A 14,064-nucleotide genomic window follows, 5' to 3' on the forward strand; every position below is an offset into this window, starting at 1 on the left:
AGGCGATCGTCCGGAGGTCACGACGTTGTGCGCGGTGAGTCGGTGGCATTGACCTGATGCATCGTGGCCGGAACCGAAGACGTGTCGGCTTGGCTCGCAGTACTCTCGATCGGTGGCACCTGCGGGGGCCGGACTGGTTGGGCGGCGAGATGAGTGTCGGGTCCTGGATGACCTCCTGGGAGGCGTCAGGGCTGGGCGCAGCGCGGCCTTGGTTCTGCGTGGCGAGGCGGGGATCGGCAAGACCGAACTGCTGAATTATCTGATGGAGGCTTCTGCCGGATGCCGGATTGTGAGGGTTGCCGGCATTCAGTCGGAGATGGAGCTGTCATATGCAGGACTGCACCAGCTCTGTTCTTCGCTGCTCGCTGGTTTGGACCACCTTCCGGGGCCACAACGAGACGCGCTCGGTGCGGCGTTCGGCCTCCGCGCAGGGATTGCGCCGGACCGGTTCCTTGTCGGCCTAGCCACTCTGAGCCTGCTCGCGGATGCAGGAGGGAACCAGCCGCTGGTCTGTGTGGTCGATGATGCGCAGTGGCTGGATCATGCATCCGCACTGACGTTGGGGTTCGTCGGCCGCAGGCTCCTCGCGGAGTCGGTCGCGCTCGTCTTCGCAGTCCGTGAACCCACGTCGTACGAAATGCTCGCGGGTCTCCCGGAGTTGCCGGTGCGGGGGCTGCCCGAGCGCGACTCCCGAGCACTTCTGGACGCGGCCGTCACCGATCCGCTGGACCAGTGGGTGCGTAACCGCATCATCGCTGAGGCGGGAGGCAATCCGCTGGCTCTACTCGAACTGCCGCGCAGATGGGCCACGACGGAACTGGCCGGCCGCTTCGCCGATGCGGAGGCCGGGCAACTGTCGACGCAGATCGAGCGGGAGTTCGTCCGCCGGATCGAATCGCTTCCTCCCCAGACTCGATCTCTCATGTTCGTCGCCGCCGCCGAACCGGTGGGTAACGTCGAGTTGTTGCGCCGGGCAGCCGAGCGTCTGGGGGTTGATGTGGACGCCGCGGCCACGAACGCCTCGGAACTGATGACTCTCGACTCACGGGTGCGGTTCCGGCATCCGCTGGTTCGCTCGGCGGCGTACCGCGTCGCATCTTCGAAGGACCGCCGGACCGCGCATCGGGCGTTGGCGGAATCGATCGATCCTGACATCGATCCCGATCGCCAGGCCTGGCATCGTGCGCAAGCCGCCACCGGTCCTGATGAGGACGTCGCAGCGGAGCTCGAGCGCTCCGCAGTACGGGCACGGGCGCGGGGTGGCATTGTGGCGGTCGCCGCGTTACTCGAGCGCGCGTCAGAGCTGACGCAAGATCCTGGCCAGCGTTCGAAGCGTGCGCTGGAAGCTGCACAAGCGAAGTTCCAAGCCGGGTCGTTCGGATCAGCGGCCGATCTCCTTGCGACGGCGAGCGCAGAGGCGCCCGACGAGCTCACGCGCGCTCGGATCGATGTCCTGCGTGCCGGACTTGCTTTTGCGCAAGGCCGCGGCATGGAAGCTCCTCCGTTGCTGCTCGCAGCAGCTCGTAGGCTCGAGCAACTCGACGTAGTGCTCGCCCGTGACACCTATTTGGAAGCGGTCTCAGCGGTGATCTTCTCCGGTCACCTTGCGCGGAACCCAGGTGGGCGGGAGGTGGCGACGGCTGCACGCGGTGCGCCGCCGTCGCAGTTGCCGCGCGCCACCGACGAGCTGCTGGATGCGTTGGCCGTGCGTCTCACGGATGGCTACACAGCCTCGATACCGATGATCGAACGGGTTCTCACGTCGTTCTGTACCGGTGACTTGCCGACCCAGGAGTTGCTGCGCTGGCTCTTGCTCGCCGGGGTCATTGCGGCAGATCTTTGGGATCTCGAGCGCTGGCAGATGGTCACGACTCGACACGTGGCCATCATCCGTCGCGCTGGCGCGTTCAGCGAGCTTCCTCTGGCCCTCGACTCGTCCGCGGTTGTGCATGTTTTCGCCGGTGAGCTGGCGACTGCGGCGGCGGTGGTCGATGAGGTCCGAACGGTGAGTACGGCGACCGGAACAATCCAACCGCCGTTCGGAGCTCTGGCGCTGGCCGCCGTTCGAGGTCGCGAACGCGAGGCAGCCGCGCTGATCGATGCCACCGTGAACCAGGGCACGTTGCACGGACAGGGGCTCGGGGTCACGGTCGCAAACTGTCACCACGCGGTCCTGTGCAACGGCCTTGCCCGGTACGAGGAAGCGTTGAGTGCGGCCCGGGCCGCGGCCCGATACCAGGAGGAATTCGGCGCGCCGCGATGGGCCTTGGCAGAGCTGATCGAGGCCGCTGCGCACAGCGGCGCTCCTGAGGTCGCGGGCGATGCGCTCGAGCAGCTGTCGGAGGCAGCCCGGGCAAGCAATACCGACTGGGCGCTCGGCGTGGAGGCGTACTCGCGTGCTCTCCTGAGCGACGGCATCGCTGCCGAGGACCTCTATCGAGAGGCAATCGATCGGCTCGCCCAGACCCGAGTTCGCGTGACTCTGGCCCGTACGCACCTCTTGTACGGCGAGTGGCTGCAACGGAAGAACCGCCGCGTGGACGCTCGGGTGCAACTCACGCGCGCTCATGAGATGTTGACCCAGTTCGGCGCCGGCGGGTTCGCCGAACGCGCACGTCGCGCGCTCCGGGGCACGGGGGCGAAGGTACGTGAACGCAATGTCGCGAGTCGCTCCGCCCTCACTGCCCAGGAGGCGCAGATCGCTCAGCTTGCCGGCGACGGGCTCACGAATCCTGAGATCGGCGCCAGATTGTTCCTGAGCCCGCACACCGTGGATTGGCACCTCCGCAAGGTGTACTCGAAGCTTGGCATCGCTTCTCGCAAAGAGATCGCCACCCGGCTTGCCCTGGGTACGGAGACTCTGACCTAGCGAGGCGGTACGACGTTTTGCCGGGAATGTGTCACATCTTGTGGGGCTACCTGGTCTTAGTTGATGACACCGCCCGCGGGTCGGGGATGCCACCAGCCGCCTTACGGAACACCCCGCATCGAGATCGAGGCATCCAGGAGTTCCATGCCCAGTACCGATTTCAGCGGCGACGTACCAGAAGCCACGTCGGCACAGTGGCGCTCCGCGCTCACTGTGTTACAGGAGGTCGCGCCGGCGTTTGTCCCGGCGAACGCGCATGTGACGACCGCTGTCGTCGAGTACCCGCCGGGCGGCGCCGGAGCGCCGCCTCACCGGCATGCAGGCCCCGTGTTCGGCTACGTGCTCGGGGGCGAGTTGCTGTTCGAACTCGAAGGTCTGCCCGAGCGGGTCATCCACGCGGGAGAGGCGTTCTGGGAGCCTGGTGGGGACGTCATCCATTACCAGGACGCAAATCACCGCCGTGACATACCGGTTCGCTTCATCGTCACGATGCTGTGTGTACCCGGCGCACCGATGTTGGCGCTGGTGCTCGAGAGCGAGCTCGCTGAGCGCGAGGCGCGTCGCGCTCCTCGTGGTTCTTGACCACGGTTGGGGCCGCCGCCGCTGCGAACGCGATGATCGTGGCGGTCCTTGATCAGATGACGGTCGGCGTTCCGTTGTCCCGTTGACGTCGGGGCTTGCCAGGTCGCTGGGGGAGTGAGAATCTCGGTGAGGTATGGGCCGTTCGTTCTGGGGCCGGCCGGCTGCATCTCTCAACGCTGATGGAGGCAGTCTTGCATCCCGGGGCCCGCCCTCCGCGCTGGTTGCGCGGGCGACACGAAGAGTGCGAGACACTCCTCGAGCTGATCCGATCGGCGCGCTCAGGTCGCAGTGCCGTGCTCGTTGTGCAAGGTGAGGCCGGGATCGGCAAGACGGCGCTGCTGGACTACCTCGTCGACACCGCGTCCGACTGCCGGATCCTCCGCGCGGCCGGCGTCGAGTCTGAGATGGAGCTTCCGTTCGCCGGGGTTCATCAGCTGTGCAACCCCCTTCTCGACGGTCTTGAGCGGCTGCCGACGCCGCAGGCGGAGGCCCTCGAGACAGCGTTCGGGATCCGCGCTGGAAAGCCGCCGGACCGATTCTTGATCGGGCTGGCGGTGTTGACCCTGCTCTCGGAACACGCCGGTGATCAGCCCGTGGTTTGCCTGGTCGATGATGCACAGTGGCTCGACCACGCCTCTGCCCAGAATCTCGCCTTCGTGGCCCGTCGACTGGCCGCCGAGCCTGTCGTCATGGTGTTCGCGGCCCGAACAGGAGGCGACCAGATGTGGGCGGGGTTGCCGCAGTTGGCGATCAATGGCCTGAGCGAGACCGACGCCGCAGCGATGCTGGAATCGGCGGTGAGGACTCCGCTGGACGACCGTGTGCGCGGGCGGATCTTGGCAGAGTCCCGAGGGAATCCGTTGGCGCTTCTGGAGTTGCCCAGGTGGTACTCGGCGACAGAACTGACATTCGGTCCGGAACTGACGCCGGCCACGGCGTTCACTCGCAGGCTGGAGGAAGGCTTCCGCCGTCAGCTTGACGCGCTCCCACCGCAGACTCGGCACCTCCTGCTGATCGCAGCGGCCGAGCCGCTTGGTGATGGCCAACTGCTGCGAGCGGCGGCCGAGCGGCTCGGCCTCGGAATGGACGCTGCTGTCCCGGCCGAGGACTCTGGACTCATTGGCCTTCGGGGCTCCGTGAGGTTCCGTCACCCGCTGGTGCGCTCGGCGGTCTATCGCTCGGCCGAGGTGGCGGATCTGAAGGCTGTACACCAAGCGCTTGCAGACGTTACAGACCCACTCCGGGACCCGGATCGGCGGGCTTGGCACCGTGCGCATGCGACAACCGGTCCGGACGAGACGGTTGCCGCCGAGTTGGAGCTGTCGGCTGGTCGGGCCGTCGGCCAGGGAGGGCTTGCCGCGGCCGGGGCGTTTCTGGAACGAGCGGCCGCGCTGACCCCCGCCGGGATCCTGCGCGCCGACCGCGCGATCAACGCGGCCCAGACCATGGTGCACGCAGGAGCGCTCGGCGATGCGCTCCGCATTCTGACAGAAGCCGAATTCGAGGTTATGACTGAGCAGCAACGCGCTCGGGCCGAAGTGGTCCGGGCACAGATCGGATTCGCCTCGAACCGCGGAAGTGAGGCTCTTCCTCTGCTGCTCGCCGCGGCTCGGCGGCTGGAGCCGTTGGATCTCGAGCTTGCGCTCGATACCTATGTGGGAGCTCTCGAAGCCTCCCTTTTCGCCGGACGGTTGTCGGGTGAGCCCGGAGCCCTGGAGGTCGCGAGGGCGGCCCGCAGCGCACCGGTTCTGGCACACCCGCGTCGAAGCGATCTGCTGCTGAAGAGCATGGCCGTGCTGCACGAGGACGGTCTCGTTGCCGCCGCGCCGGTGATGAGAAGAGCCGTTGAGGCTTTCGAGACTGACGACCTGCCCGTGGACGAAGGGCTTCGATTCATCGTGCTCGCCGGCGTCGTCGCCGCCGATCTATGGGATGACGTCGCGTGGACTGCGTTGGCCAGTCGTCATCTCAAGCTCGCCCGGGAATCCGGTGCCTTGATCGCTTTGCAATTTGCACTGAACAGTGTGGTCTATCCGCATCTCTTCAGCGGAGATCTGGTCGGCGCCGCTGCTCTGCTCGATGAGGCAGAAGCACTGGCCGACGTCGCTGGAATCCCACTGAACCCTTATGGCGCCATGGGTATGGCCGCGTTCCGCGGGAATCAGGAAGACGCCGCGCCGGTGATCGAGGCGGCGGCCGAGAACGCTCGTGCGCGCGGCGAGGGACTGGTGCTCGCAATCAGTCATTGGACAAACGCGATGCTGTGCAACGGCAACGGCGACTACGCAGGCGCGCTCTCGCACTGTCACGAGATCTTCGGAAACTCCGAGGATGGGCAGGTATCGCTGCTTCCGGTGGAAACGCAGCCCGGCAGTTGGGCGCTCGTCGAGCTGGTGGAGGCGGCCGCGCGTTCCGGTGATCTCACCACTGCTGCGGCCGCCGCTGACTTACTCTCTGAGACAGCCCGGGCTTGCGGAACGGATTGGTCGCTCGGCGAAGCGGCACGATCCAGGGCACAGATCAGCGACGGCGACCAAGCTGAGAATCTCTACGCAGAGGCGATCCACCGGCTGGGCCGCACCGGCGTACGCGTCGAGTTGGCACGAGCCCATCTGCTGTACGGCGAGTGGCTGCGCCGAGCGGGCCGTCGTGTGGATGCACGTGCGGTCCTTCATGAGGCGCATGCCTCATTTGCGGCGATGGGTGTGGAGGCGTTCGCCGAAAGGGCTCGACGCGAACTTGCCGCCACTGGCGAGAAGGTGCACAGGCGATCGGTCGACACGCAGTTGGAGCTCACTGCACAGGAGTTGCACATCGCCCGTCTCGCCGCCGACGGACGCACCAACGCTGAGATCGGAGGCGAGCTCTACATCAGCCGCCACACCGTGGACTGGCACATGCGGAAGGTGTTCGCGAAGCTGAACGTGAGCAACCGTCGGCAGCTGAGAGACGCCCTGGTGATGCCCATCGCTTGAACCGGATCTCGCGGCGAAGCGGGTCGGCTCAAATCTCGAGTCCTGCGCTCCTGACCGTGCTCAGGGCGATCGCTTCCTGGAACGCCGTCAGGAAGTAGCGGGGGACCTTCAACCCATGGTGTTGCGCCCAGAGGAGTTCACGTTCGACCAGACTCACCTGCCGGGCGACCGCGATGAGATCCCTGTCGAAATCGAGGGCGCGAGCGACGTCGCCGAAGTCCGCGCGTTGTCGTGGGTTGTTCACGCCGACGAGATCGAACGACCGTTTGCGCAGGATGCGGACGAGATGGAGTTGCCAGTCGTTGAGCCCTTCCTCGTGCACCAGCACCTCAGCTGAGAGCCTGTAGAACGCGAAGTGACCCGGCTCTTGTCGCTTGATCGGTGCGATGACGGTTTCCGAGATCGCGCGCTCGCCTGTTGTGCGCAGTCCCTCGGCCAGTCGGGAGTAGGCGATCACCGCGGACCGTTCGGTCGCGGCGCCTGTCAAGTAGTAGAGCAGTCGGATGACTGCGAGCATTCCAGGCAGATGCGACAACACCCCGGCCAATCTGATGCGGGCGCTCACCCCGGCCACGTCGGGTGGTGCCGGCGTCATCCCGAAGCGCCGTTGGACCGCATCGAGGAGGATGCCGTGTTGCAGCTCCTGCGGTGACCACACGTCTTCGTAGAAGAATCGGTCGGTTTCGGTGGCATCGGGCATGAGCGCACGCAGTTCGAGTACGTTGCGCTCTACCTCGAGCTCGACCCGGGTCAGATACCTGAAGATTCCGCCGTACTGGCGCCGGACGCTTTCGGGATCGTTGATCGTGAGGTCGGCTGCTGCGAGCGACAGTGGGGGATGCTCCGCGGCAAATGACTGGACGAATCGGTGGAGCCCGGCACGCGAACCACGCATGGGTACTGCGATCCGTCCGGCAACGGAACCCATTCGCGACATTGCCTCTTCACCTCCGTATACGGGACCTTCACAGGACTTTCGAGGATCGAGCTTCGGTGTGTAGGACCGGCCGCGCGGCCGCTCTGTGACACAAGGCTGGGTCTGTCACACTCCGGGTGGCTGTCCGGACTTAGCGACGAGTCGGCGAATTCGCGCTCGACTCGACTTCGGTAGCCGGCCACGGCGACCCGGCCGCGCCGGAGTCGACCTCCGGATGGAACAGGACCGATTGATGATGAGCCGTCCCTTGCAACAGGTAGCCCTTCACGTCCGCCGGCGATTCGTGACCGCGGCGATGCTCGTGGTCGTCGTCATTCTCGCGAGCCTGACTCCTTCGCTGAGTGCTGTCGCGCACGACAGCCGGGTGGAAAAGCCCACCATCGTTCTCGTACATGGGGTGTGGGCCGACGCATCCAGTTGGCAACGAGTCGTGGAGCGGCTCCAGGACGACGGGTATCCAGTGCGGGCGGTTGCCAATCCCTTGCGGTCATTGACGAGTGACGCCGCCTACTTGAGGGCGATCCTGGACACCATGACCGGACCCATCGTCTTGGTCGGGCACTCGTACGGAGGCGCCGTGATCACCAACGCGGCCACCGGAAGTCCGAATGTCAGGGCGCTCGTCTACGTCAACGCGTTCGCCCTAGATCAGGGCGAAACGACCCTTGGAGTGGTTGGGCCGGACTCCGCCCTCTCGGCGCCGGATCCGACGACTGTGTTCGACTTTGTTCCGGCCACGCTTCCGCCTACGGCAACTACGGACCTCTACCTCAAGAAGTCGGTGGTGTTCACGTCGTTCGCGGCCGGCCTGAGCGCCGATCAGAAGGCAGTCGTGGCAGCTTCCCAGCGACCACCAGCGCTCGCTGCCGGTATCGAGCCGTCCGGTCCGCCGGCCTGGCGGACAATCCCGTCCTGGTACCTGATCGGTACCGAGGACGAGATCATCCCGCCTGACGTCCAGCGATCCATGGCCAAACGCGCCGGCTCCAGCGTCACGGAGTTCGGCGCCGGGCATCTTGGTCTGATCACCGAACCCAGGACCGTCACGCGGGTCATCGAGCAGGCCGCGTCGAGCGTCCGTTAGCGGTCCGCGGAACCAGGGCATCGAGTTCCCAGGACTCGATGCCCTGGCGTGCGCGAGGCCGGCAGACCTATCGCGCTATCTCGAACCACATGCTGACACTGCTCGAGTCGGCGCGTCCGACGGACCTGTCAAGGGGAACTGAGGAGTGCGACGACCTCATCGCGGAGGCGGGTCATCGTGGTCGAGTCGAGTGCTTCGACGTTGAGCCGCAAGAGCGGTTCGGTGTTGGAAGGCCGCAGGTTGAACCATGCGCCGTCGGAGAGGGTAATCGTCAGGCCGTCCAGATGGTCCGCGGTGGCGCCGGTCGCCACGTAGTGGCTTTCGATGCGGGCCAGAGCGGCGGGGATGTTGCTGATCGTCAGATTGACTTCGCCACTGGCGACGTACTTCGAGAACTCGGCTGTCAGCACCGACAGCGGTTGATCTGTTCGTCCGAGGGTTTCGAGGACGTGCAATGCCGCGAGCATGCCGCTGTCGGCGTACCAGAAGTCGCGGAAGTAGTAGTGGCCGGAATGCTCGCCGCCGAACACGGCGTCGTTGTCGGCCATGACCTGCTTGATGAACGAGTGCCCGACGCGGGTGCGTATCGGTCGGCCACCGTGCGCGGTGATCTGCTCCACGACCGCGCGGCTGGTGATGGCGTTGTAGACGATGGCCGCAGCCGGATGGCGGGCGAGTTCGCGCGTCGCTATCAGGCTGATGATGGTGTTGGGGGAGACCGCTTCACCCTTCTCGTCGACGACGAAGCAACGATCGGCGTCGCCGTCGAAGGCGAGGCCGATGTCTGCCTGATGGTCGCGGACCTCGGTCCGCAGGTCGGTGAGGTTCGCCGGGTTCATCGGATTGGCTTCGTGGTTGGGGAAGGTCCCATCGAGCTCGAAGTACAGTGGCACGATCTCGAAGGCAGGGTGATCCAGCACGCGGGGCACGGTCCGGCCGGCCATTCCGTTGCCGGCGTCGACCACGATCTTGAGGCGTCGACTGCTCCGTAGGTCAACCAGGCCGCTGAGGTGCTCGGCGTACGCCGGAAGTAGGTCTTGCCGGCGCACCAGGCCGACAGGCCCGTCGTACCTGGGCAGACCGCTCTCGAGCAGCTTCCTGACCGCGCCAAGACCGGTGTCCTGCCCAACTGGTGCCGCTCCGGCCCGGCACATCTTGATGCCGTTGTAGGCCGGAGGATTGTGGCTCGCGGTGAGCATCGCGCCAGGGACATTGAGCATCCCTGAGGCGAAGTAGAGCAGATCGGTCGATACGAAACCAATGGCTTGTACGTCGGTGCCGCGGCTAGTGACCCCTGCGCAGAAGGCCGCTGCCAGGGCGGGGGACGACACACGCATGTCGTGCCCGACCGCGATCAGTTCTGCGCCGAGGTGGTAAGCAAAGGCCGCGCCGACTTGGTAGGCAAGGTCGTCGTCGAGCTGATCGGGAACGATGCCGCGGATGTCGTAGGCCTTGATCAGATCGTTCAGGTCTCGCATGTCACACCTTCTCGAGCCGGGCGACGCCGATCTTCGCGTCGGCCATTCCGTAGAAGACGTAGCGGACACACTCGATTTCCTCGATGGCGGTCGGGAACACGACGTTGGCGACGGTTCCTGTCCGTTCCTCTTCGGTTTCGGGGATGAGTAAAGGCTCGGAGGTTCTGTCGATGACCTTGGTCACGTCCTCGGTGTCGAGCAGCAGTGCGCCGGCCGAGTAGGTGACCTCCTGAGTCGTCGGGTCGAAGCCCTTCGGTTGTCCACCGGTGACCCCGTGATGAATGACCAGCCATCCCTCCGGCGTCCACAACGGCGGCGGTCCCGCACCGATCTTCAGCGCCTCGAACGGGTACTCCGGCATCGCCACCAGCCGGTGATAACGCAGATGCACCAGGTTGCGGACATCTCGTTCGACCTCGGCGACGGGTATGAAGGACACCCAGATCCCAGGCCGCTGGTCGGTCACTCCGGCGGGCAAGTGCACGCCTTCGCCCTCCCGGAACCACCCGAGGTCCCACATCGGCCGGTGCAGCATCGCGTACGACGGTTCGCCGTCCGGACCGGGCACCGGCCGCGGGAAGAACACCGTGTCCTTGTTGGGGAACAGGTTCAGATCCGTGTCCAGTGACGGTTGGTACTCGAAATGCAACGGTCCCAAGCGTCGCCAGTCCCGCAGGTTCGACGACACGGCCAACGCCGGTTTCGGGCCGAGCGGGCCGTAGGCGACGTAGGTCATCACGTGGAGACCGAGTGCGGCCAGGAAGGTCACCCGCGGGTCCTCGACGCCGGCGTTGTTTGCCCCGCGCTCCCAGCCCTCGTCGGGCGCGAGGACGACTCCCTCCCGCTGGACTCCGACAGGTACGCCGTCGTCCAGTGAGATGCTGGCCAGCCCGACCCGCGATACGTTGCCTGCGGCAACCAGGCGGGGGAGGAGGTGGACTTTCCGATCCGGAGTGTGCCCAGTGGCCGGGTTCAGCACCCCCTCGGCTTCGAGTTCGTTGCCGGGCTCGGGAGTCATCAGGACGCCGACACGAGTCAAGGTGTACGGGAAGGTCATGTCAATCAACCCTTCAGTCCGGATTCGAGTCCCTGGGAGATGAACTGGCGCTGGAAGACAACGAAGAGTCCGACGGCTGGTGCCGCGAGTACGCAGGCGCCGGCCAGTACCGCACCGAACGGATTGGCGGCGCGGGCCGACACCGTCGTGAGGTAGTTGGACAGTGCTACGGCGAGCGGTTGCAGTTCCTGGTTCTTGGTGATCAGGAAGGGCCAGAGGAACTCGTTCCACGGACCGATGAAGGTCAGCAATACGCCGGTGAGGAGTGCAGGCCGCACCAGGGGAATCGCGACGCGCCACAGAATGCTGAGTTCGGACGCACCGTCGATCCGGGCGGCGTCGAACAGTTCGCCCGGCAATTGGAGGAAGTACTGACGGAACACGAACACTGCGGTCGAGTTGATCGCGAACGGCACGATCATGCCGAGATAGGAGTCGGCGAGCCCGTAGCTGCGGACGATCAGCACGTACAACGGGATCGTCAGCAATTGGAACGGGATCACCTGGATCAGCAGCATGAGGCTGAACACCAGCCCACGTCCGCGGAACCGCAGTCGCGCCAGCGCATAGCCGGCCAGGACCCCGAAAACCATCGTGCCGAGGATCACTCCACCGGTGAAGACGCCGGAATTGAGCAACGTGCGACCGAGGTTGATCGCCGCGTCGATCTCGGCGTAGTTCTCGCCGGTGAGGTTGCCCGGTGCGGGAAAGGCGCCGCCGACCGATGGATCGGGCTCAGCCTGCAGACTCCCGATCAGCATGTAGTAGAACGGGAACAGAAACACGAACGAGCCGGCCAGTAGGGCAGGAAAGCGCCATCGCATCAGTCTTCTCTCCCCACGAAGCGCCGTTCGATCAATGCCAGGATCAGTACGCCGATGACGAGCAGGATGCCGATGGCCGCGCCGACATCAGGATTGCCTTGCTCGATTCCGCGCTGGTACATGATCAGGACCGGGGAGGCAGACGCGCCGTCCGGCCCGCCGCCTCCGGTCAACAGATAGGGCTCGGTGAACAGGTTCGCCCCGGTCACCGTGGCGAGAAGTACGACCAGTGTCGTTGCGGGCCGGACTCCTGGCACCGTGACGTTCCAGAACGACTGGAACCGGCCTGCGCCATCCATGGCAGCTGCCTCGTAGAGGTCTCTCGACACGTTCTGCAGGGCGGCGAGGTACAGCAGGATGAAGAATCCGAGTTGTTTCCAGGTCACATAGATCGCCACCGTCGGCATTGCCAGCTTCGAGTTGACCAGCCAGGAGGGATCGGGCGCGACGGGACCGAGGACAGCGTTGACGAGGCCGTCGGAGTTGAACAAGAACAGCCAGACACCGACGACTGCGACGCTCGCGGTGACGTACGGCACGTAGTAGCTGACCCGGAAGAAGGTGCGCCACCGGATCGCGGCGTTCAGGGCGTTTGCCAGGACCAGCGACAGGAGGACCGTCAACGGCCCGTTGATCAAGAGGAAGACCAGGACGTTGCCGAAGGCACGCCGTACCGCCGCGTCCGACAGCACGGCGACGTAGTTGTCGAATCCGACGAACGGACGCTCGACAATCGCGCCCGGTGCCGCGAAGAAGTAGTCGTGGAACGAGATGTAGACCGCGAAGCCGAGCGGGTACGCGAAGACCGCGAGGAGGAACACGACGTACGGCGCGACGAGTGCGCCGCCGATCGGTTGTTCGCCGATGACTCGACCGAACCAGGTTCGCCTGCCGGAGATCCCGTGCCTGGGAGTCTCGCGGATCGCCGGATTGCTTGTGGCGGTCATGACTCTGACGCGAGCTGATCGACGCGGCGGGCAGCTTCCTCCAGGGCCGTGCCTGGGTCCTGGCGGCCGAAGATGACCGACTTGGAGTACGCGTCCCGGAAGGTCTGCCAGATGGTGATCGAGTCCTGCACGTTCGGCACTTCCACCGTGCGTGCGGCCTGGTCCGCGAACGTCTTGTAGTCGGGGTTCTTGGCGAAGTAGTCCGGGTACGCCGAGGCGACGTCCTTGCGCAGCGGCATCTGCCCGGTCAGCTGGAGGAACTTGCCGTCCTGCTCCTTGCTGGTGGCGAACTTCAGCACGTCCCAGGCCGTCCCGCGGTTCTTGCACGCGGAGTACATCGCCACGTTCTTCGCGTCGGAGAAGGTGTGGATCTCGCTCGCCGGCCTGCCGGACGACGTCGGCACCGGTACGACGCCCCAGTCGACTTTGCCCTTGTACACCGAGATTGCCCATGGGCCGACGATCGCCATGGCCGCCTTGCCGTCGGCGAACGCGTCACCGGTGTACCTCTCCTTGCCGGCCAGGTTCTCGGCGTAGAGAGTCCGCCAGAACTGAGCGACCTTCCTGCCCGCGTCGCCGGCGAACTGTGCCTTGCCATCGGCGACCAGTTGGCTTCCACCGGTCTCGGCCGCGAACAGCGGGTAGAAGTCGAACCAGGACTGGTAGAACTCGTTGCTCGGGGCCGGAAGGATCGCGTACTGCGCGCCCTTGGCTGCCACCACCTTCCGAACGGTGGCGAGGAACTCGTCGTACGTCCTCAGCGGCGGGTTCGTCGGGTCGATGCCGGCCTTGGCGAACGCCTTCTTGTTGTAGAAGATCATCACCGGGTTCGACTTCCACGGAAGCTGGTAGTACTTTCCGTCCGACGACTTGTACTGCTCGGCGACATCGCCGGAGCGGCCCTCGAGGTACGACGTACCGTCGCTGAACGTGTCCAGCGGCACCAGGCCGCCCTGCTTCTGGAACTGTGAGATCGAGGCCGGCGAGGTGTTGAAGATCAGGCAGGGCGCGTTGCCGGCCGTGATCGCGGCGCCGATGACTTCTTCGGAGCTCTTTCCGGTCGGGATCTCCTGTGCAGAGATCTTCTGGTCCGCGTGTTCCGCGTTCCAGGCTGCGACCATCTGCTTGCCCCACGCGACCTCTTCGAGATTGTTCGAGTACCAGACGGTGATCTCGCCTCTGGCCTGAGCATCTGGACCGGGCGCGGCGCCTCCGCATCCTGCGGCCGCTGTGAGCATCACGGCAAGAGCGGCAGTTGCGATCGTTCGTCTCATGGTTTCTCCAACGGATCTGTGCCTGTTGTCGCGTTGG

10 protein-coding genes are annotated in these 14,064 nt (G+C 65.4%); 4 read left to right on the top strand and 6 right to left on the bottom strand.

From position 1 onward, the window contains the following. Window positions 1–112: 112 nt before the first annotated feature. The 3 genes from EV647_RS40960 to EV647_RS40970 all read left to right on the top strand — a co-directional run bounded on the left by EV647_RS40960 (window position 113) and on the right by EV647_RS40970 (window position 6,426). Window positions 113–2,869: an AAA family ATPase gene (locus tag EV647_RS40960; protein WP_134012967.1), complete on the top strand. Its 2,757-nt coding sequence runs from the start codon at window positions 113–115 to the stop codon at window positions 2,867–2,869. 144 nt (window positions 2,870–3,013) lie between these two features. Then, window positions 3,014–3,451 (top strand): cupin domain-containing protein, encoded by a 438-nt coding sequence (locus tag EV647_RS40965; protein WP_134012969.1) that lies wholly within the window; start codon window positions 3,014–3,016, stop codon window positions 3,449–3,451. 179 nt (window positions 3,452–3,630) lie between these two features. Continuing rightward, entirely contained in the window at window positions 3,631–6,426 is a 2,796-nt protein-coding gene (locus EV647_RS40970; protein ID WP_134012971.1) for a LuxR family transcriptional regulator, read from the top strand. Between the two features lie 28 nt (window positions 6,427–6,454). On the opposite strand, the gene EV647_RS40975 is transcribed toward EV647_RS40970, so the two are convergent. Continuing rightward, window positions 6,455–7,321 (bottom strand): GTP-binding protein LepA, encoded by an 867-nt coding sequence (locus EV647_RS40975; protein ID WP_238177645.1) that lies wholly within the window; start codon window positions 7,319–7,321, stop codon window positions 6,455–6,457. Between the two features lie 274 nt (window positions 7,322–7,595). Here EV647_RS40975 and EV647_RS40980 point away from each other — a divergent pair, with 274 nt between their 5' ends. After that, the gene (locus EV647_RS40980; RefSeq protein WP_238177646.1) at window positions 7,596–8,447 is read left to right on the top strand and encodes an alpha/beta fold hydrolase; all 852 of its coding nucleotides are present in this window, start codon (window positions 7,596–7,598) and stop codon (window positions 8,445–8,447) included. A gap of 128 nt (window positions 8,448–8,575) precedes the next feature. On the opposite strand, the gene EV647_RS40985 is transcribed toward EV647_RS40980, so the two are convergent. From EV647_RS40985 to EV647_RS41005, 5 genes are read right to left on the bottom strand one after another with little or no spacing between them, the layout of a single operon-like run. Next, window positions 8,576–9,994 carry a phosphomannomutase/phosphoglucomutase gene (locus EV647_RS40985; protein ID WP_370344903.1) on the bottom strand — a complete coding sequence of 473 codons (1,419 nt, stop codon included), beginning with the start codon at window positions 9,992–9,994 and terminating at the stop codon, window positions 8,576–8,578. Further along, on the bottom strand, window positions 9,927–10,982 hold the full coding sequence (locus tag EV647_RS40990; RefSeq protein WP_134012975.1) for a glycosidase: 1,056 nt from the start codon (window positions 10,980–10,982) through the stop codon (window positions 9,927–9,929). The genes EV647_RS40985 and EV647_RS40990 overlap by 68 nt, the downstream gene beginning before the upstream one ends. A 5-nt stretch (window positions 10,983–10,987) precedes the next feature. Next, the gene (locus EV647_RS40995; RefSeq protein WP_134012977.1) at window positions 10,988–11,806 is read right to left on the bottom strand and encodes a carbohydrate ABC transporter permease; all 819 of its coding nucleotides are present in this window, start codon (window positions 11,804–11,806) and stop codon (window positions 10,988–10,990) included. Continuing rightward, on the bottom strand, window positions 11,806–12,753 hold the full coding sequence (locus EV647_RS41000; RefSeq protein ID WP_134012979.1) for a carbohydrate ABC transporter permease: 948 nt from the start codon (window positions 12,751–12,753) through the stop codon (window positions 11,806–11,808). The genes EV647_RS40995 and EV647_RS41000 overlap by 1 nt, the downstream gene beginning before the upstream one ends. After that, window positions 12,750–14,027, bottom strand: a complete 1,278-nt coding sequence (locus EV647_RS41005) for an extracellular solute-binding protein (RefSeq protein WP_134012981.1) — start codon at window positions 14,025–14,027, stop codon at window positions 12,750–12,752. Before EV647_RS41005 ends, EV647_RS41000 begins: the two co-directional genes overlap by 4 nt. Window positions 14,028–14,064: the final 37 nt, after the last annotated feature.

It is taken from the genome of Kribbella sp. VKM Ac-2566 (assembly GCF_004366005.1).
Lineage (GTDB): Bacteria > Actinomycetota > Actinomycetes > Propionibacteriales > Kribbellaceae > Kribbella > Kribbella pratensis.

Bases quoted from the DNA above. Each gene is read 5' to 3' on its own strand.
- EV647_RS40965 (WP_134012969.1), top strand. From the start codon at position 3,014: ATGCCCAGTACCGATTTCAGCGGCGACGTACCAGAAGCCACGTCGGCA.
- EV647_RS41005 (WP_134012981.1), bottom strand. From the start codon at position 14,027: ATGAGACGAACGATCGCAACTGCCGCTCTTGCCGTGATGCTCACAGCG.
- EV647_RS40995 (WP_134012977.1), bottom strand. From the start codon at position 11,806: ATGCGATGGCGCTTTCCTGCCCTACTGGCCGGCTCGTTCGTGTTTCTG.
- EV647_RS40980 (WP_238177646.1), top strand. From the start codon at position 7,596: ATGATGAGCCGTCCCTTGCAACAGGTAGCCCTTCACGTCCGCCGGCGA.
- EV647_RS41000 (WP_134012979.1), bottom strand. From the start codon at position 12,753: ATGACCGCCACAAGCAATCCGGCGATCCGCGAGACTCCCAGGCACGGG.
- EV647_RS40990 (WP_134012975.1), bottom strand. From the start codon at position 10,982: ATGACCTTCCCGTACACCTTGACTCGTGTCGGCGTCCTGATGACTCCC.
- EV647_RS40970 (WP_134012971.1), top strand. From the start codon at position 3,631: ATGGAGGCAGTCTTGCATCCCGGGGCCCGCCCTCCGCGCTGGTTGCGC.
- EV647_RS40975 (WP_238177645.1), bottom strand. From the start codon at position 7,321: ATGCGTGGTTCGCGTGCCGGGCTCCACCGATTCGTCCAGTCATTTGCC.